This window comes from Embleya sp. NPDC055664 (assembly GCF_053618075.1).
On the sequence record NZ_JBSHGZ010000037.1, the window covers coordinates 81,483 to 101,198 of the forward strand.

General features: G+C 73.4%; 12 protein-coding genes. 5 read left to right on the plus strand and 7 right to left on the minus strand.

All coding sequences use genetic code 11. From position 1 onward, the window contains the following. Window positions 1-53 precede the first annotated feature (53 nt). The 5 genes from ACWGR4_RS39105 to ACWGR4_RS39125 form a co-directional block, all read right to left on the minus strand. Window positions 54-2,051: a CocE/NonD family hydrolase gene (locus ACWGR4_RS39105; protein ID WP_452132355.1), complete on the minus strand. Its 1,998-nt coding sequence runs from the start codon at window positions 2,049-2,051 to the stop codon at window positions 54-56. A gap of 349 nt (window positions 2,052-2,400) precedes the next feature. Beyond that, complete coding sequence (locus ACWGR4_RS39110) at window positions 2,401-3,354, minus strand: alpha/beta hydrolase (RefSeq protein ID WP_452134134.1); 954 nt, start codon at window positions 3,352-3,354, stop codon at window positions 2,401-2,403. A 3-nt stretch (window positions 3,355-3,357) separates the two neighbouring features. Beyond that, complete coding sequence (locus ACWGR4_RS39115) at window positions 3,358-6,354, minus strand: ABC transporter permease subunit (protein WP_452134305.1); 2,997 nt, start codon at window positions 6,352-6,354, stop codon at window positions 3,358-3,360. Further along, complete coding sequence (locus ACWGR4_RS39120; protein WP_380003561.1) at window positions 6,347-8,689, minus strand: ATP-binding protein; 2,343 nt, start codon at window positions 8,687-8,689, stop codon at window positions 6,347-6,349. The genes ACWGR4_RS39115 and ACWGR4_RS39120 overlap by 8 nt, the downstream gene beginning before the upstream one ends. A 4-nt stretch (window positions 8,690-8,693) precedes the next feature. Then, window positions 8,694-10,028, minus strand: a complete 1,335-nt coding sequence (locus ACWGR4_RS39125) for a type 1 periplasmic-binding domain-containing protein (RefSeq protein ID WP_380003560.1) — start codon at window positions 10,026-10,028, stop codon at window positions 8,694-8,696. A gap of 250 nt (window positions 10,029-10,278) precedes the next feature. Here ACWGR4_RS39125 and ACWGR4_RS39130 point away from each other — a divergent pair, with 250 nt between their 5' ends. After that, the gene (locus ACWGR4_RS39130) at window positions 10,279-11,181 is read left to right on the plus strand and encodes an alpha/beta fold hydrolase (RefSeq protein ID WP_452132381.1); all 903 of its coding nucleotides are present in this window, start codon (window positions 10,279-10,281) and stop codon (window positions 11,179-11,181) included. A 149-nt stretch (window positions 11,182-11,330) separates the two neighbouring features. Further along, on the plus strand, window positions 11,331-13,628 hold the full coding sequence (locus tag ACWGR4_RS39135; protein ID WP_452132382.1) for an alpha-L-rhamnosidase-related protein: 2,298 nt from the start codon (window positions 11,331-11,333) through the stop codon (window positions 13,626-13,628). Window positions 13,629-13,636: 8 nt separating this feature from the next. Here ACWGR4_RS39135 and ACWGR4_RS39140 read toward each other — a convergent pair whose 3' ends face one another. Next, a complete protein-coding gene (locus ACWGR4_RS39140) occupies window positions 13,637-14,278 on the minus strand; it encodes a TetR family transcriptional regulator (protein ID WP_380003557.1) in 642 nt (213 codons plus the stop codon). A gap of 169 nt (window positions 14,279-14,447) precedes the next feature. Between ACWGR4_RS39140 and ACWGR4_RS39145 the strand changes: the two genes are divergently transcribed. After that, window positions 14,448-17,018 (plus strand): beta-glucosidase, encoded by a 2,571-nt coding sequence (locus tag ACWGR4_RS39145; protein ID WP_452132383.1) that lies wholly within the window; start codon window positions 14,448-14,450, stop codon window positions 17,016-17,018. A 460-nt stretch (window positions 17,019-17,478) separates the two neighbouring features. Next, window positions 17,479-18,165: a hypothetical protein gene (locus ACWGR4_RS39150; protein WP_452132384.1), complete on the plus strand. Its 687-nt coding sequence runs from the start codon at window positions 17,479-17,481 to the stop codon at window positions 18,163-18,165. Window positions 18,166-18,182: 17 nt separating this feature from the next. Here ACWGR4_RS39150 and ACWGR4_RS39155 read toward each other — a convergent pair whose 3' ends face one another. Then, complete coding sequence (locus ACWGR4_RS39155; RefSeq protein ID WP_452132385.1) at window positions 18,183-18,716, minus strand: YceI family protein; 534 nt, start codon at window positions 18,714-18,716, stop codon at window positions 18,183-18,185. A 123-nt stretch (window positions 18,717-18,839) separates the two neighbouring features. On the opposite strand from ACWGR4_RS39155, the gene ACWGR4_RS39160 reads away from it, so the two are divergent. Further along, window positions 18,840-19,631 carry a TetR/AcrR family transcriptional regulator gene (locus ACWGR4_RS39160; RefSeq protein WP_380003548.1) on the plus strand — a complete coding sequence of 264 codons (792 nt, stop codon included), beginning with the start codon at window positions 18,840-18,842 and terminating at the stop codon, window positions 19,629-19,631. Window positions 19,632-19,716: the final 85 nt, after the last annotated feature.

The window sequence follows — 19,716 nt, forward strand, 5'->3', positions numbered from 1 at the left end:
GGCCGGGCGCGTGCGGGTCATGCCCTCATCGGGCGGTCATCGAGCGGGCACCGCTACGGGCACACGCTCGTGCACGCCGTGCCGAACGCCGAGGCCGGCGCCAGCGGGATGGTGACCGACGACGGGTTGGCGGGACCGGACTTGAGCTGCCAGATGCCGGCGAGCAGGCCCGGCGTCTGGGTCAGCGTGGCGGACAGGTGCGGGGTGTCCGCGGTGGTCACGTTCACCCGGATCCGGTGGCCGGGGGCGATCGAGGCGAAGGTCGGGAAGACCTCCACGTCGTAGCGCACGACCTGGTTCGTCGGCACGGACGACGTGGTCGCCTGGGTCGACGGGTGGTACGGCATCAGCATGCTGCCGTCCGGGGCGTACCAGCTCTTGGCCGGGTCGATCGCGCGGTGCGAGCCGGCCAGGGCGCCGGAGCTGAGCGGCACCGAGGAGCCGTCGGGGGCGACGTCGGTGACGGTCACCACCCAGTGCGTCTCGGGGGTGTTGGACTGGGCGTACAGGGTCGCGCCGATCGGGCCGGCGAGCACCTTGGTCTCGGTCATCGGGGCCGTGGTGTAGACGAGCGAGCCGGTCCCGGTCTCCCGCGCGGTGTTGCTGTCGGTACAGGCCGGGTCCTTGATGAAGCCGCCGAGCCACTGGGCCGTCGAGCGGGTGCACGGGCTGTTGTTGGCGGTCCAGCTGATCCACTCGCTGCCGTTGGCGGTGGGCGCGGTCGTGCTCAGCCCGCCGTCGTTGGCCGAGGCCGGGGCGCTGCCGGTGCGGCCCTTGTCCAGGTACAGGCGGGTGGGGTCGGCGCCGGTGAACGGGTAGGCGCGGGTGTCCAGCCAGCGGTTGGTGCCCAGTTCCTTGACGTGCAGCGGGTTGGGGTTCGCGGCGCCGGTGATGCCGGTGTCGATGCCCTTGAGCCACTTGTCGTACCAGCGCAGGTGCAGCGCGGGCAGGTCGAGCGTCGGGTCCTGGCGCGGGTCGTGGTACCAGGGGCCCATCAGGAGCTGGTAGCGGTCGGTGACCGGCTGGTCGGCGGTCATCGGCGCGCCGACCGGGCGACCGGCCCACGCGTTCTGCAGCCCGGCGTAGTTCATCAACGCGCCGCGCTGGAACAGGTCGTACCAGCCGCCGACCAGGAACGCCGGCACGCCGTTGGCGACCACGCTCGCCAGCATGTCGGCGGGGCGCCGCTGCTGCCAGAAGGCGCCGTCGTATGCCTGCGCGCCGCCGCCGAGCAGGCCGGTGAGGATGGGCAGGTTGGACTGGGCGACGCCGCCGAGGTGCTGGATCTCCAGGGTGAGGGTGTCCAGGATGTTCTGGGTCGAGCCCTCGCGCAGTGCCTCGGCCAGCGGCGCGGTCATGTGCGAGATGCCGGTGTAGGTGAGCCAGAAGGACATGAACTGGGAGTCGGGGATGCCGCCCATGGTGACCAGTTCGCGGTACAGGTCGTTGCCCGCCACAAGCGGGAAGATCGCCTTGATCGGCGAGTTCGGGCCGACGGCGGCGGCGGTCATGATCTGGTTGATGCCGGCGTACGAGCCGCCGTACAGGCCGACCTTGCCGTCGGCGTGCGGCAGCGCGGCGGCCCAGTTCGCCAGTGCGGCGCCGTCCTGGCCCTCGATCGGCGCCCACGGCGACCAGGAGCCGGCCGAGGTGCCGGTGCCGCGCACGTCGGCGCTGACGGTGATGTAGCCGCGCTGGGTGAACCAGGACAGTTCGGCCTCGACGCTGCCCCGGCCGTAGGGGGTCTGGGTCAGCAGCACCGGGAACGACCCGGCGGCGGGGGTGGTGGTGCCGGCGGCGGCGGGCGTGCGGACGTCCGCCCGGAGCACGGTTCCGTCGGCCATGGTGACGGGGACGTTGAGCTGTGTGGCGACGCCGTACTGCGCGACGCTGCCCTGCACGAGCGGCGTCGCGGCGGCGGGCGTCGAGCCGGCCGGGACCGCGCCGAACAGCGCGGCGACGAGGGCGAGGACCGAGCCGAGGGACACGACGAGGCGGCGTCTGGCCGCGACTTGCCGAGTGGCCCGCTGTCTGCGGATGTGGACGGACACCCTGACCTCCAAAGGTCGTGCGAGGGTGAAAATGAACAAAAATGGATGAAACGGACGAAGATGGCGCGTGTTTCGTCGGGGACGGTGGATCGGGGTGGATGGGAGTGAAGCGGGCCGAGGCGTGGGGGGGGGGGGCCCCGGGGGGGGCGGAGCCCCCCCCCCGGGGGGGGGGGGCCCCCGGGCGGGGGGGGCGCGGGCGCCCCCCNNNNGTACGTGGGGGGGGGGGGGGGGGGGGGGGGGGGGGGGGGGGGGGGGGGGGGGGGGGGGGGGTGGGGGGGTGGTTGGGGGGGGGGGGGGGGGGGGGGGGGGGGGGGGCCGGGGGGGGCCCCCCCCCCCCCCCGCGCCGGGGTCAGGGGGCCAGCGTGCCGGCGAGAGCGCGGCGCACCGACGCCGCGCGCAGGTCGCCCACGAGGGCGTGGGTGACGGTGCCGGGGATGACCCAGCCGCCGTGCAGGTGGGCCAGAACGCGGAAGGCGGCGGCGGGCACACCAGCCTCGTGCAGTCGGGTCAGGTAGCGCTCACCCTGGTCGCGCAGCGGGTCGTGCTCGGCGATGGTGATCACCGCCGGGGGCAGTCCGCTCAGATCCGGCTCGAACAGCGGGGACACGCGCGGGTCGCGCGGGTCGACACCTTCGGGCAGGTACAGGTCGAAGAACTCGTTGCACGCCTCGGGGGTCAGCCCGCCGAGGTCCGCGGTCGCCTCCGGGCCGGCGGAGGGTTCCATCCGGGTCAGATCCACGCCGGGTACGTCCAGCAACTGCGCTACCGGCATAGGCAGTTGCCGATCGCGGGCGACCAGGCACAGCAGCGCGGCGAGGTTGCCGCCCGCACTGCAGCCACCGACCGCGATCCGGTTCGGGTCCAGGCCCAGTTCGGCGTGATGGGCGTGCAGCCACGCATAGCCCGCGACGCAGTCCTCCAGCGGTGTCGGGTAGGGGTGTTCGGGCGCGAGCCGGTAGTCGACCAGCGCCACCGCGCAGGCCACCTGCGCGGTGATCGGCCCCAGTTCCACTTCGGCGGTGTCCAGGTCGCCCTGGAACCAGCCGCCGCCGTGGATGAAGTAGAACGCCGGTGCGACGGCGGGCAGTCCGGCCGGACGCAGGATGCGCACGGTGATCTCGCCGCCCGCAACCGGTATCCGGTGGTCGGTCGCGGTGACGTCGTCGGGGCGACCGGTGAAGGCGAGCCGCATCGTGGCGTTGGCGAGTTCGCGCCGCTCGGCCAACGTGCCCGGCGGCGGGTCGGCGGAACGGTGGTCGGCGAGCAGGTCGATGATGCGTTGGATCGGCGGGTCCAGGGGCATGGGTCAGCTCTCCGGCGCGGGATCGGCCGCGGAGTGCGGCGGGGCGGGAACGGAAACAGGAGCGGGGGCGGGAACGGGAGCGGCGGAAACGGAAACGGGTCGCGGCGCGACGGGGGCGCCGGCGCCGAGTGCTCCGGAGCGGTCGATGGCGCGGGTGTCGGTGCCGAGGTAGCCGGCGATCACCGCCGGGTCGGAGCGCACCTCCTCCGGCGTGCCCTCGCTGATCACCCGGCCCGCGCCCAGGCAGTACAGCCGGTCGCTGATCGACATCATGAAGGGCATGTCGTGCTCGATCACGATCATCGCGGCGTGCAACTCCCGGCGCAGCCGCAGCAGCAGGGGGCCCAGTGCCTCGGTCTCGCGCTGGGCGACGCCGGCGGTCGGCTCGTCCAGGCACAACACCTTCGCGTCGAGCGCGATCAGGTTGGCCAACTCGACGATGCGCCGGGTTCCGGTGGACAGTCGGGCCACCGGGGTGTCGGCGTAGCGGCCCAGGCCGACCAGGTCGATCAGGTCGGCGGCCTCGGCCCGCCGCCGGCGTTCGGCGCGCGTGGCGGCGGGCAGGAACAGCGCGGTACCCGCGAGCCCGGATCGACCGCGCGCCTCCAGCGCGACCAACACCGTCTCCCGCACCGTGAGTTCGGGGAAGAGCCGGGCCGCCTGGAAGGTGCGGCCCAGGCCGAGCGCGGCCCGCCGGGCCGGGGCCAGGCGCGAGACGTCGCGGCCGAGCAGTTCGACCGAGCCGGTGGCCGGCGCGAAGCCGCCGATCGCGTTGAGCAGCGTGGACTTGCCCGCGCCGTTGGTGCCGATCAGGCCCAGGATCTCGCCGGGGCGCAACTCGATGGACACCTTGTCGACGGCGGTGTTGCCGCCGTAGCGCACGGACACGTCGCGGGTGACCAGCACGGGCGCGTCGGGCGCGGCTGCCCCGTCGGGCGCGGCGGACGCCTGGGCCCGCTCCCGAACCCGCATGGGACGTTCCGGTTTCGGCGCCTGCGTCGACGCCGACGCGGGCGCCGAAACCCCGCTCGGCTCGGGGAGCCGCCGCTCGGCCCAGTCGAGGAGCGCGGCGCGGGCCGCGTTGCCGATCTGGGCGAGCCCGCCGGGGAAGTACAGGAGCAGGACGAGCAGCCCGATGCTGGAGGCGAACAGCGGCACCAGCGCATTGCCGGGGAAGAAGGCCGGCAGGCCGACCACCCACACGGAGCCGATCACCGGACCGATCGTGGAGCCGAGCCCGCCGATCACCACGATCGCCACCAGGGTCAACGAGTCCGACACCTGGAAGAACCGTTCGGTCAGCGGCACGCTCTGCACGCTGCCCGCGAGCAGCGCCCCGCCGAGACCGGCGATCGCGCCGGACAGGGCGAACGCGGTGACCTTGGTGCGCAGCGGCGGCACGGTGCAGGCCGCGGCGGCCTCCGGGTTGTCCCGTACCGCGATGGTGCGCCGCCCGATGCCGTGGGCGCGCAGTCGGGCGAGCAGCGCCAGGACCACGATCAGTACGACCAACAGCACGTAGTAGTAGGTGCGTTCGTCGGCCAGGTCCAGACCGAGCAGGTCGCCCCTGGGCATCGGCACGGAGGAGGCGTTTCCGTCGGTCAGGAACGGCCGGCGGTACAGGTAGGCCGCCGCGGCGACGCCGAGCGCGAAGGTGCTGACCGCGAGCAGCATGCCGTCCACCCGCAGCGCCCCGACGCCGACGATCGCGGCCAGCGCGGCGGTGACCAGCGCGGCCAGCAGCACGGCGGGCGCGAACGGCAGGGCCTGGAAGGCGATGGTGCGGTCGCCGCCGATGTCGATCGACACACCGCGCGTGAGCGCGGCGGCGGTGAGCGCGCCCAGTCCGGCGAACGCCATCTGGCCGAGCGAGAGTTGTCCGGCCCAGCCGGTGAGCACGGTGAGCGAGCAGGCGCAGATCGCGAACGCGAGGATCGTGCCGTAGAGCAGGTGCCGGGAGGCCTGGGTGACCACCAGCGGCAGCAGTACGGCGATCAGCAGCGGCACGATCAGCGCGAGCTTGTTCATGTGCCGGATCCACCACACCCCGCGCAGCCGTTCCGGGATCGGGGCCGGTCGTGGTCCGGTGGCGAACGCCCGGGTCCCGGCCCGCTGGTCGGTGCGCGCGTCGCGCCGAGCGCGCACCCACACCGCGGTGACCACGGCGCACAGCAGCAGGAAGTCGACCAGGCCGGTCTGTTCGACGAAATTGAACCGAACGGCCGCTTGGAGAACGCCGATCAGCACGCCCGCGAGCATCGACCAGCGGAACGAGGTGAGTCCGGCGATCACCGCGGCGGCCATCGCCCGCACCATGGTGTTGGGGCCCAGATCGGCGGTGGCCGAGACACGGCCCGACTGGCCGGCGATCAGGATCATCGCGAGCGTGGACAGCAGGCCGGCGATGGTCCACACCACGGTGGACACGATCTTGGGGCTGATCCCGACGGTGCGGGCCAGGTCGGGGTTCTCCGCGCAGGCGGTGACCGCCCGCCCCCGGGTGGTGCGGCCGAGGAACCAGGTCAGCGCGCCGGCCACGACGGGTACCACGACCAGGACGCACACCTGGGCGCCGGTGACCCGCACGCCCGCGATCTGCCACTGGGCGTCGATGGCCACCGGGTAGCTCGCCCGGACCGCGCCGTCCACGTCGGGCAACGAGCGCACCGCGGCCACGCACGCCTGGGCCACCCCGATGGTGGCGATCAGCACGGTGACCCGGGCGGAGTGGAACAGGCGGCGGATGACCGCGAGTTCGACGATGGTGCCGGCGAGCGTGCCGACCAGGAGCGCGCCGAGCAGCGCGGCCCAGAACGGCACGCCGTAGTTGATCACGGCCAGCGGCAGCAGTGCGGCGCCGATCACGCCGAGGTTGCCGACCGCGAAGTTGATCACCCGGCTCGATCGGTACACCAGCACCACGCCGAGCGCGATCAAGCCGATCGCCAGGCCGTTGACCAGACCGTCGAAGGCGATCTGGCGGGTCATCAGGTCAGCCATGGTCGACGCTCTTTCCGGATGCGCTGCGCTCGTGCGAGGTGTCCGCCGCCGCGTCGCCGCCCAGGAACACTGCCCGCACGAAGTCGCGTTCGGCCAGGTCGGCCGCCGCGCCCTCGAACCGGATGCGGCCCTTCTCCAGGAACAGCGCCCGGTCGGCGATCGACATCGCCACGTTCAGGGACTGCTCGACCACGATCATCGCCAGCCCCTCCGCCCGGAGCCGTTCGATCACCTCGAGGAGTTCGCCGACCATCGCCGGGGCAAGCCCGAGCGAGAGTTCGTCGATCAGCAACACCTCGGGGTCGTGCAGCAGCGCCATCGCCAACGCGAGCATCTGCTGTTGGCCGCCCGACAGCGCAGAGGCGGGCTCGTCGGCCCGCTCCACCAGGCGCGGGAACAGCGCGAGCGAGCGCTCGATGCGCTCGCGCACCAGGTCGGGGTCGGCGCGGTGGATGTACGCGCCCATCTCCAGGTTCTCCCGCACGCTCATCCCCGGGAACACCCCCGCCCCGCCCGCCAGCGACACGATGCCCATCCGCACCCGCTGTTCGGGGGCGACGAAGGTGACGGTGCGTCCGTTCAGCCGGATCACCCCGCGTTCGGGCGTGGCCAGGCCCGCGATCAGCCGCAGGATGGTCGACTTGCCCGCGCCGTTGGTGCCGAGCAGGGCCAGCACCTCGCCGCGGCGCACTTCGAAGCCGACGTCGTACAGGACCTGCACCTGGCCGTAGGAGAAGTCCACGTGGTTGACCTGGAGCACCGGCAGCCGGTCCGGTTCGGCCTGCCGGCGCTCGTGTTCGGCCTGCTCCTCGTGCAGTTCGGCGACGATCAGCGCGAGGTCGCCGTGCACGTGCTCGGCGCCGCGCATGATCAGCAGGCCGCCGATGATCGTGGCCGGGACCAGGGTGATCAGTACCGCGGTACGCGGACCGAAGCCGTCGATCAGCGGCGCGGAGACCAGGCCGCCGCCGGTGGCGCCGATGAAGAACACGTAGATCGACGCCATCGCGGTGCCCAGACCGCGCAGCCGGTAAGGCACGATCGTCTGCATCAGCGGGCCCATCAGCGCGAACGCGCAGGACAGCAGCACCACTTGCGGCACCCCGAAGACGGCGAACAACACCGGGTTCGGGGCGAAGAACTGGAGCGGCGCGAACAGCGCCGAGGGCACGATCAGCAACCCGATCAACCGCAGCGCGCGGGCCGGGTCCTCCTGGAACCGCCGGTCGTAGTAGCGGCCGACGAACGGCAGCACGAGCAACCCGGCGACCCCGCCCGCGGTGCCGACCATGCCGCGCTCGAACGCGCCCAGGCCGTACTCCTGTTCCAGGAACAGGTTGCCGAGCACGGGCGTGGTGAACAGGCCGAAGCCCATGGCGGCGAAGGCGAGGATGACCGTCTTGAGGGTGCGGATTCGGCCGAGGCGGGCGAACGCCGCCTCGATCGAGATCGGCGGCGGGTTCTCGTCCTCGATCACCTCGCCGAGCACGTCGGTCTTCTCCCACTGCCCGCGCGGGGGCTCGGGCAGGAAGAAGGCGAACGCGGCGAAGATCACCACCGGCAGGCCGAGCAGGTAGTAGGCCCACCGCCAGCCGTCGGGCCCGCCGACGGCCGCCGCGATCCCGCCGACCACCAGCGGGCTGAGCACCGCGCACAGCCGGCCGCTCACCCCGATCGAGGCGCCGAGCCGGCCGCGGATCCCGATCGGGTAGGTGTCCGCGAGCAACGACCCCTGCACGGGACCGCTGTTGGACTTGGCCACCCCCGCGCCGAAGCGGGTCCAAAAGAACATGAACGCGTTCATCGCGAAGCCCGACAGGAACACCATCATCGCGAAGAACGCGGTCGACGCGCCGATCACCGGGCCGCGCCGGAAGCGGTCCGCGATCCAGCCCATCGGCACCGCGCCGAGCACGGTGAACGCGCCCGCCGCGACGCCGAGGAAGACGATCGTGCCGTTGCCGACGCCCAGGCTGTCCCGGATGTCGGGGGCGAGCACCGCCAGTGCGGCGCCTTCGAGTTCGTCGAGCGCGGTCAGGATCAGCAGCACGGTGAACACCGAGGTGCCGCCGCGACGCAGCCCCTGCCGCAGGGTCGGGCTCTCGGCGGGGGGTTTGCCGGCCGGGTCGACACCGGGGACGGTGGTGTCGGCGCCGCCGGCGGACCGCCGGGTCCGGCCCGACGGCCGCGGCGCGGCCGTCGGGGGTGATTCGTCCAGGACCGCACCGGCGAGGTCGGCCAGATCGCCGCGCTCGCCTCCGGTGCCGTCCCGCTGGGGTGCGGCGGTGCCGCCGTCCATGTGCTGGGCCTTTCTCGGGATTTCGCGTGCCGTCACGGGCTCACTTGACGGCGGAGATCGGCGGTCCGGCCGGGAGCATCTGGCTCTGCGCCGCGTCCCAGCGGAATACGCCGACCGCGTCGCCCGCGCTGTGCTTGCCGGCGCCGAGCGAGGCGAGCGGCATGCCCGGCAGGGTGAGCCTGGTCAGGGATTCCGCGCCGCGCTGCCAGGACGCGGCGTTCAGGTCGCGGCCGGCGGCGTCGGACGCCTGGACGAACAGCCGGAACGCGGCGCACGAGTTGGCCACCGCGCTCAGCGCCTCGCGGCTCGCCGCGCCCGCGTCGAACTTCTCGCCCGCGCCGCCCGCGTTGTACTCCTCGACACACGCGGTCAGCCCGGGATCGGCCAGCAGTTCGGCCTTGGTCGGGATGTACGGCGCAGCCACCGTCACCCGCTCCATGGTGGCGGGCTTGATCCCGGTGGTCTTGACCACGGCCGGGCTCAGCGCCTGGGCCGAGGTCGCGTACACCTGCTCCGGCAGCCAGTTCGCGCGTTGCAGCGCGATCATCAGGTTGGAGAAGTTGGACGTGTTGAGGATGGTGTCCGCGCCCGCCGAACGCATCTTCTGCACCAGCGTGTCCAACGCCTGGTCGCCGGCGGCCTGGTCCTTGCCGTAGTCGTCGAGCGGGGTCTGCACGACCACGTCGACGCCGGCCGCGTCCAGCAGCGGCTTCACGGTGTTCTTGGTGACGGCCGCGTCCTGGGCCTCCCAGTAGAGCGCGACCTTCTTGCCCTGCAACGACTTCTGGTCGAGCAACGCCTTGACGGCGGCGGCGCGTTGCCGGTCGTCGGCCATCTCCAGGGCGACGAACGGCGCCTTCGAGCGGCGGTCGCGCTCGGCGGACTGGCCCCACTGGCCCAGGTAGGGGGTGCCGTGCGTCTCGGTGAAGCACAGCGGGGTGTCCCCGGTGAGGATGCCGATGGCCAGGAACACCTTCTTGTCCTCGCTCAGTTCCACGCACGCGGCCTGCGCCTCGGCGGGGCCGGTGGGCAGGAACGGGCGGAAGGCGAGTTCGATGGTGCGGCCCTGGATGCCGCCGCGCTTGTTCTGCGCGGCGACCCAGGCGGCGTACAGGTCCTTGCTCGCCGGGCCCTCGGTGGGCACGCCGAAGGCCTTGAGCTGGGCGGGGTCGGTGGCGGCGACGCCGAGCTTGACGGTGGTGTCGGTGACGCCTCGGGCCGGACCGCTCGGGGCGGCGGCCGGGCCCGAGGGCTTCTTGGCGTCCGACGTCTTCTCGACCGAGCAGCCGGCCGCGGCGGTCAGGCCGAAGGCGGCGAGCAGGACGCCTACAGCGATACGTCGCGCGGGAGCGGGTCCGTCTCCTCGGAGCAACACAACGGCTCACCTGTCCTTCAAAGGAAGCAATGGATCAACGGTGGTTCGAGCGCGGGTCCGGATCGCGGGTTGAGTCGCGGGTTTCGGATCGCGGGTTCGGGTGGTGCGGGCGGAGGTGGGGGCGATGCCGGGGAGCACCGACGTGCGACGGCGGATCGGGAGTCGAGACGGTGGGCGCGAGGTCCGGGCCGTCGGGAATCCGGGGGATTTGTGTGTCACATCACGACGGCGGGACGCTAACATCGAATACATGCCAGATGGAAGGCTTTCGTGGACGGCATCATCCCGACTCCTCGCCGGCGGTACCCGCGGCGAGGCCCGAGCGCATCACCCCGACCCACCCCGTTCGCCCTGGTCGGCGGCGGATCTGCGGTACCGCGACCTGCCCTCGGCCGACCCCGGATCGGGTGCGGCACCGCTGCTGTTGCTGCACGGATTCGCGGGCAGCGCCGCCGACTGGGACGGCGTGGCGCCGCTGCTCGCCCATGATCGTCGGGTGCTCGCGTACGACCACCGCGGGCACGGCGACAGCGCCAAATTCGGCGAGCGGTCGGCCTACACCTTCGACCACCTCGCGGCCGATCTGGAGTCGTTCACCGAGCGCATGTTGCCCGAGCCGTTCGACCTGCTCGGCCACTCGATGGGCGGTGTGCTGGCGCTGCGCCACACGCTGGCCCACCCGGACCGGGTGCGCTCGCTGGTGCTGATGGACACCGCCGCCGAACCCACCTCGACCGGGGTCCAGCGGGTGCTGAGCCGGGGCCTGAACGCGGTGGTCGGCCGGTGGGGCCTCGGACCGCTGCTCACCCTGCTCAAACCGTTCACCCGCGCACCCGCCGACGCCTCGCCCGAGGACCTGGCCCGCCGCGAGCGGCAGTCCCGGGCACTGGCCGGGATGGACCGCGCCGCATTCGTCGGCTGCGCGCAGGCACTCGGCACGTACCCGTCGCTGGTCGGCCGGTTGGCCGAGGTCTCCTGCCCGGTCACCGTCGTGGTCGGCGAACACGACCGGCGCCTGCGCGGCGCGGCGGAACAGTTCGCGGCAGGCATCCCGGGCGCGCGGCTGCGGGTGATCGCCGGCGCCAAACACAGCCCGCAGACCGAACAGCCACAGGAGTGGCTGGCCGCGGTCCGCGAGCATCTGGCCCGTTAGGGCCCCTCCGGCGGCCCCAGGCGGCTTCGCGCCGCCGGACCGGCCCCGGTGCCCGCCCCGGGCGTACGAGTGCCCAGGGCGTACGGGTGCGCCTTGCTCGCCTCCCCGGCCCGGCCGCACCCACCTCCCCGACACGAAGGAACGATCGCGTGATCGCCGATAACGACTTTCCGCCCGGACGCTGGCGGGCCCGCTGGATCTGGGCCGCATCGCCGGACGGCCCGCCCACCGGGCGGCACACCGTCGCGCTGCGGGCCGTCCTGGAGCTGGACCGGGTCCCCGAGCGGGTGCCCACGCGCCTGGTCGCCCTGTCCGGCTACGCGCTGGCCGTCAACGGGGTCGAGGTGGCCCGCGGGCCGGTGCGCGCGAATCCGCGCATGCGGCCGTACGACGACCTCGACCTGGCCCCGGCGCTGCGCCCGGGCACCAACGTCGTCACGGCGCTCGCCTGGGTACACGACGGCCCCACGGCGTGGTGGTTGCCGCCGTCGCCGTTCGCCAACGATCTCGTGCACGGCGCCTTCGTCCTGGAGGCCCGGCTCGGCTCGGACACCTGGTTCCACACCGACGAGCGCTGGCAGGGCCGGGTCCTGTCCGGCTGGACCGCCACCCCCGGCGGCGGCAGCGTCTCCGGGCGCGGGCGCGAACTGCTCGACGCCCGCGCGCTGCCCGCCGACTGGCAGCGTCCCGACCGCGACCCCGGCTGGCCCGCCGCGGTGGTGCGGCGGGCGATGACCACCGGCGAGCCCGGCCGCCCCGAGCCGCCCAGCTACCCCGGCGGCCCGTTCGGCGGCCGGCCGATCGCCTGGCCGCGACCGCGCCTGATCGCGCTGACCCCGGGCGAGGACGGCGCGTACACCGCCGACCGGGTGCTCTCCGGCACGCTCGTGGTCGACGCGAGCGGCCCGGCGGGCGCCGACGTGCTGGTCCACACCGCCGAGTTCGCCGACCCGACCGGGCGGCCCGCACCCGGCGAACACGACGCGAGCCTGGCCACGACCACCGACGGCACCCGCCGCGCCCTCGAATCCGTCGACTCCTACGGGCTGCGCGGCGCGCTCGTCGAGGCCGCCGAGGGCGTCGTCGTACATGGCGTGGCGGTGCGCGAACGCACCTATCCGGTCACCGGCGACGCGTGGTTCGCCTGCTCGGACCCGCGCCTGGAGCAGATCTGGCGGATCGGCCGGCGCACGGTGACGCTGTGCTCGGCCGACGCCTACCTCGACTGCCCCACCCGCGAACAGCGCGCCTGGACCGGCGACGCGGTGGTGCACCAGATGGTTGACTTGACCACGAACGCCGACTGGCGGCTGGCTCGTTGGCATCCCCGGCTGGCCGCGTCGCCGCGCCCGGACGGCATGTTGCCGATGGCGGTGGCGGGCGACGCCGAGTGGGCCGACTTCACCGTCATCCCGGACTGGGCGCTGCACTGGGTGCATTCGGTGTGGAACCTGTACCGCTATGTCGGCGACCGCGAGGAGATCGCCGAACTGCTGCCCGTGGTCGAGCGGGTGCTGCGCTGGTTCGTCCCGTTCCTGGACGAATCCGGGCTGCCCACCGACGTGTTCGGCTGGGTGATCATCGACTGGTCGGCCGTGCACACCGAGGGTGTCTCGGCCGCGCTGTGCGGGTTGTGGGGTCGGGCGCTGCTCGAATTCGCCGAACTGGCGTCCTGGCTCGGCGATCGCTCCCGAGCCGAGTGGGCGCGCGCCGCGCACGCCCGGTTGGCAGCCGGGTTCGAACGGTTGTGGGATCCCGAACGCGAGCGCTACGCCGACTCGATCGCCGATGGCGAGCGGCGCCCGATGGCGTCCCAGCACGGGCAGGCCGCGGCACTGGTCGGCGGCCTGGTCCCGGCGGCGCGAATCGATCGTCTGGTGCATGTGCTCACCGACGAAAGTGCCCTCGTACACGCCGCGTTCAGTGCCGCGAAGGGTCCCGCCGAGCCCGGTTCGGACACCGAGGTGGGCGGTGCGCACCTGCGGGCCGGGCCGCCCGAGCCGTGGTGGGACACCGGCCGGCAGGTGGTCCGGGCCCAGCCGTTCTTCCGCTACGTCGTACACGATGCACTGGCCCTGGCCGGACGGGCCGACCTGATCGCGGACCTGTGCCTGGACTGGCTCGTCCTGCTCGACCGCAGCGACACCTCGTGGAGCGAGACCTGGTACGGCGGCACGGTCAGCCACGGCTGGTCCTCGACGCCGACCCGCGACCTGATGACCCGGGTACTGGGCGTCGAGCCGGCCGAGCCCGGGTTCGCGGTGGCCCGGATCGAACCCGCGCTCGGGCGGCTGACCCGGGCCGAGGGCGCGGTGCCGAGCCCGGCCGGCCCGATCGGCGTGGTCGTGACGCCGACGGAGCTGACCGTGGACAGCCCGCTGCCGTTCGTGCACGCGGGCCGGCCCTACCCGGCGGGCCGGCACACGATCGCGCGTTCGGCCGGCTGACCGCCCGGCTACCGCTGCGCCGTTCCGCCGTCCTCGGGCCGCGGAACGGCCAGCACGGCCAGGAAACGGTCCAGGAACTGCCCGTACGCGGCGACCATGTCCACCCGATCGGGTTCGAGCAGCCACTGCACCTGGAGGCCGTCCATCGCGGCCAGCATCAACTCGGCGCAGTGCTCGGCGTCCACGTCGGCGGCGATGTCGCCGTCGTCCCGGGCCTGGGCCAGGTGCCGCGTGGCGATCTCCCGCGCGATCCGGTAGCGCTCGACGAAGTACGTGTGCGCCGGATGCGCGGGATCGGTGGCCTGCACCGACAATGTGGCGAACAGCCGGATCAGCAGCGGTTGCCGGGCGTTGAGCGCGACCACGTCCCGGCTCGCCCGCACCCAGGCGATCCCGGAGACGTCGACCGGCTCGTCCGGGGTGAGCGTCAACTCGTCCTTGTACCGCAGCACCGCCGTGAGCAGGTCCTCCTTGGACGCGAAGTGGTGGCGCAGCCCGGTATGGGACAGGCCCACCTGGGCCGCGATCTCGCGCAGCGACACCGCGTCGTACCCGCGCGTGGCGAAGACCTCCAGGGCCGCGTGCACGATCTCCTGCCGTCGTGCGACTCCTCGCGCGTACGGGCCCCGCGCCCCCGTGCGATCCGACATCCGTCCGGCTCCCCTCGTGAAAGCATTCCAGCTGGAATGTATTGAATGTAGTGTGCCCCTCGTGTCGCAGGCCAACGGTCATGATGACCGCACCCACCCCTTGCCCCCGGTCGCGACGGCGTACGGCGCCGCCGCGTCACCCGAAATCGACTCACCGGCCCCGCCGCGCGTGCCGGATCAGCGTGGACCGGATCCCCGCGCTCCGGAAGCCCGGGCCCGGGAGTCGGACCCGCACGCGCCGGTCTCGGAGCCGGATGCGTCGGTCTCCGATCCGCACGCGCCGGTCGTCGACCCGCACGCGCGGATCGAGGCCGCGCTCGCGGAACTGGATCTGGAACGCAAGGTCCGACTGCTCACCGGTTCGGGATTCTGGCGCACCGCCGCCGAACCGGCGATCGGACTGCGCGAGATGGTGCTGTGCGACGGTCCGGCGGGCGTGCGCGGCGAACGTTTCGACGAGCGTGAGCCGTCCGCCTCGCTGCCCTGCCCGACCGCGCTCGCCGCCTCCTGGGACGAGGACCTGGTCGAGCGGGTCGGCGTGCTGCTCGCCGGCGAGGCGCGTCGCAAGGGGGTGGACGTCGTGCTCGGCCCGACCGTCAACCTCCAGCGCAGCCCTTACGCCGGGCGGCACTTCGAGTGCTACTCGGAGGACCCGCTGCTGTCCGGACGGATCGGCGCGGCACTGGTGCGCGGCGTGCAGTCGCGCGGCGTGGCGGCCACGGTCAAGCACTACACCGCCAACGACTCGGAGACCGAGCGCTACTCGGTCGACGTGCGGATGTCCGAGCGGGCGCTGCACGAGGTGCACCTGGCCGCGTTCGAGGAGATCGTGCGCGCGGGCGGCGTCTGGGCGCTGATGGCCGCGTACAACTCCGTCGACGGCGTGACGATGACGGAAAGCCCGCTGCTGGAAACGCCGTTGCGCACCGAGTGGGGCTTCGACGGGCTGGTCGTCTCGGACTGGTTCGCGACCCGCTCGACCGAGGGCGCCGGGCGGGCGGGCCTGGACCTGGCGATGCCGGGCCCGGGTCCGGACCAGCCCTGGGGCGCCGCCCTGGTGGCGGCGGTCCGGGACGGACGGGTGCCGGAGCGGGCGGTGGACGACAAGGTGCGGCACCTGCTGCTCCTCGCCTCCCGGGTCGGCGCGCTCGACGGCGTACGCCCGGCCCCGCCGGCGCCCGCGCCCGCCCCCGCGCCGGAGCCGGCCGCGCTACTGCGCGAGGCCGCCGCGGCGGGCATCGTACTGCTGCGCGACACCGGTACGGCGCTGCCCCTGGATCCGGGCCGGCTGCGCCGGGTGGCGGTGCTCGGGCCCAACGCGGACACGCCGCGGATCCAGGGCGGCGGCAGCGCGACGGTGATCCCGCCGTACACGATCGGCCCGCTCGCGGGCTTGCGGGCGGCGCTCGGGCCCGAGGTACGGGTGGAGCACGCCGTCGGCGCGCGGATCCGGCATCGCCTGCCGGCGGTCACCGAGGCCGAGGTGCGCGACCCGGGGTCGGGCGCCCGTGGACTGCGGGTGCGCTTTTTCGGCCCGGACGGCGACGTGCTGCACGAGGAACTGCGGGGCGGTGGACGGCTGTTGTGGCTGGACGATCCGATCGTGGCGCGGGCCGTGGCGATCGAGGCGGTCGGCGTCCTGGAGGTCGGCGAGGACGGGCCGCACCGCATCGGGGTGGCCGGCGTGGGCCGCTTCCGGCTGGCCGCGGACGACGTCGTGGTGGTGGACGAGGACCTGGTCACCGACGATCCGCTCGGCGGCATCCTGACCCCGCCCGAGCGGTGGGCCGAACTGGACCTGAAGGCCGGCCAGGAGGTCGAACTGCGACTGCGCCACGAGTTCGCGTTGGAACGCCCGGGCACCGGGTTCGTCCTGGGCGTGGACCCGCCGGCGGCGCACGAGAACGAGGACCTGGCGCACGCGGTCGCGATCGCGGCCGACGCCGAGGTGGCGATCGTGGTGGTGGGCAGCACCGAGGAGAGCGACAGCGAAGGCCGCGACCGCATCCACCTGTCCCTGCCGGGCCGCCAGGACGAGTTGATCCGCCGGGTGGCCGAGGTCAACCCGAACACGGTCGTGGTGCTCAACAGCGGCTCGCCCGTACTGCTGCCATGGCGGTCGGAGGTCGCGGCGATCCTGGTCGGCTGGTTCCCCGGGCAGGAGTTCGGCGCGGCGCTGGCCGACGTCCTGCTCGGGCGGGTCGAGCCGGGCGGCCGACTCCCGGTGACCTGGCCCGCGTACGAGGACGACCCGGCGGTCTTGACCACCACGCCGATCGCGGGCCGCCTCGACTACACCGAGGGCATCCACATCGGCCACCGCGGCTGGGCCCGGGCGGGCGCGACCCCGGCCTACCCGTTCGGACACGGCCTCGGCTGGACCACCTGGACCCACGTAGCAGTCGAAACAGCCTCATCAGGCCCGGACTTCGTGGCCCGGGTAACAGTCCGCAACACCGGCACCCGCCCCGGCCGCCACCTCATCCAGGCCTACCTGAGCCGCCCCGACAGCACAGTCGAACGCCCGGTGTCCTGGCTGGTGTCCTACACCCACGCCACCGCCGCCCCCGACACGGAAATCACAGTCGACCTACACATCCCCGCCCGAGCCTTCCAACACTGGGCAGAGGGCAAGGGCCCCCAAACCGAACCAGGCACATACACCCTGCACATAGGCAGCTCCAGCACCAACCTCCCCCTCACCACAACCCTGACAATCCCCACCCCCAACCCAGCCTGAACCGCCCCCCGAACCAAACCCACCCAAGCCCGCCCCCAGCCCACCCAACGCTCAAGCACCCCAGCCGACCCGGCCGACCAGGCCCGGCCGGAGCGGACGAGCCGGGCCGGGCAGGGGCGGGCCGGGCAGGGGCGGGCCGGGCTGGAGCGGCCGGGCGGGCTGAGCTGAGCTGAAGCGGGCCAGGCCGAATGCACACGGTCCACAAACCCAGCCCGTCCGGCGCTTGAGGACCCGGTCGAAGGCCGAACCAAACGAAGCCCAACCGGGCGCCGGGCCGGGCCCGGCCCCGGGTGTCGCGAGCCGACCTCGGGCGGGCGGTGCCCAACGCACGCAGACAGCCCGAGCGCATGCGCGCTCCGACTTCGGAGGATCGCTACGCGTCGACCAAGTGGAAGCCGTCGCGCCTGTGCCTACCTGTACGCGAACGCGTGGTGTGTGCTCTGTGCCCAACCCGCCATCGTTGCCGACCACATCCCGCGCGCTCGCCCTCGCCCACCACCGGCGATCCACCGGCACCTGCCCCGACTGCGGCCAAGCCCATGTCGCCGCCCGCGCCGATACACCGCTACAGCGGCCCGCACCGTCGATCGCGTCCCGGCGAACCCGGCGCACCGCGTTCCTCCTGACCACCGGCCTCCTGCCGTGGATGGCCGTGAAAACCGTCTGGACGCTGGGCGGGGACGCCCTCGGCATCACCGCCGAACGCTGGAAGGCCTCCCACGCCGACGACTCCCGGCCGGTGCGCGCGCTCGCCGACGTGGGCATCGACGCGACCGTACTGGCCGCCTGCGTGGCCCTCTTCCTGATCGCCGGGCTGCTGTACCCATGGGGGCAGCGCTTCCCTCGTCCACTGCCGTGGGTGGGCGGCCGTCACGTGCCCCGACTCCTGCCGCTGGTGCCGGCGGCGCTCACCGCGTTCGGGCTCGCCCTGTACGGCGTGCTGCTGTCGGTGTACGCCCCCCTCGCCGCGCTCGACGTACTCCCCACCCCCGATCCGGACCCTCTCATCGGCGGCACCCGCTCCGGCACCCTGTGGCTGATCGCCTTCGGCGGCGCCGCGTTCGGCGGCCTGGGCTTCGCGCTCGCGGTGGCCGCCCGGTCGTACGCCGCCCGCACCCGGCTGCGCTGTACGCCCGCGTCCCGCTGAACGCCCGGCCCGAACGGTCAACCCGCGTGCACGAGTTCGGCGTGCAGGTCGAGGGTGGCCAGGCGGCTCACGCCGAAGCTGTTGCCGTACGTCAGGCCCGCCTCGAAGCGGTCCACCGTCCCGGTCGCCCGGGCCGTGGCGGCCGTGCCGGACGTCTGCACCGTGTACGTGGTCAGCGTGATCGGCGTGGCCCGGCCCCGAATCGTGAGCAGCCCCCGGATCACCCACGGGCCGCCCGCGCCCGGCCGCGCCACCTCGGTGCTCGCGAACAGCACGTCGGGGTGGCTCTCGGTGTCCAGGAAGTCGGGGTTGCGGACGTGCGCGTCCCGCTTGCGATTGCCGGTGGTGAACCCGGCCGCGTCCATCCGGGCGCGCACCTCGGTCGGCTCGCCGTCGGGGCTCACCGACACCGTCGCCTCATGGATCGGGAACGCCCCGCGCACCGAAAGAACCAGGAAGTTCTTGACCGCGAAGCCGGCCCGGCTGCGCTGCGGATCGACGGTCCACAAACCCGGTCGGATGGTCGGGGTCGCGGAGGTGGGCGCGGTCATGGCGACGGCCTTTCACGGGCAGTGACGGAAGCGCATGGGGCGGTCCCGGGATCGCTCGACGCGTCGATCCACTTCCAGCGTAGAACGAATCAGTTCCGGAACTCAAGAGTTCCGATACCGATCATGCCGGGCAGCCCGCCGGATCGCGACCCGAAGGTGGGATTCTGGGAGAACCGCCGCGACGACTCGCGACGGCGGGACGAAAACCACGAGCACCCCGAGCAGCACGAGGAGGCGGCCATGCCCGACACCGAGGTCGACGGGCCCGCAGGCCCCGCCGCGCCGCTCGACAACGGTGCGCTGCGGCGACCCGCCGTCACTCCGGCCGGGCGCGGTGGGCGACCGCGCGACGCGTACCGCGACGCCGAGATCATGCGTGCCGCGCTGGACGTGCTGATCGAGCAGGGCTACGACCGGCTCACGATGGACGCCGTGGCCACCCGCGCTCGGGCCGGCAAGGCGACGCTGTACCGGCGCTGGCCGTCCAAGGAGGCGTTGATCGCCGAGGCCGCGCTGTGCGCCGGCGCGGACGCCGAGGAGCCGGTCCCGGACACCGGGACGCTGCGCGGCGACCTGATCGCGATGCTGGCCGACACCGCCGACCATATCGACGAGGCGCACGCGCGCGCCGTGGTCGCGCTGCTGCCGATCCTGCCCGGCAATCCCGAACTGGCCCGCGTCGTGCGCGAACGCTTCGTCACCCAGTGGCAGGTCATCCTGCAACCGCTGCTGGCGCGCGGACGCGAGCGCGGCGAGGTGCATCCGGACCGGGATCCGGACCTGCTCGCCCTGGTCCTGCCGTCGATGGCCTTCTATCAGACCGTCTTCGCCGAACACCCGGTCGACGCGGCCGTGTTGATCCGCCTGATCGACGAAATCCTGCTGCCCCTGGCGGCAACGCCACCGCACCGGTGACCCGCAGGCCCGGTGCCTCGCACGCCCGGCCCGGTGACCCACAGGGCCGGGCGGCCCCGATCGCGCCCGCCCGGCCCCGCTTTTC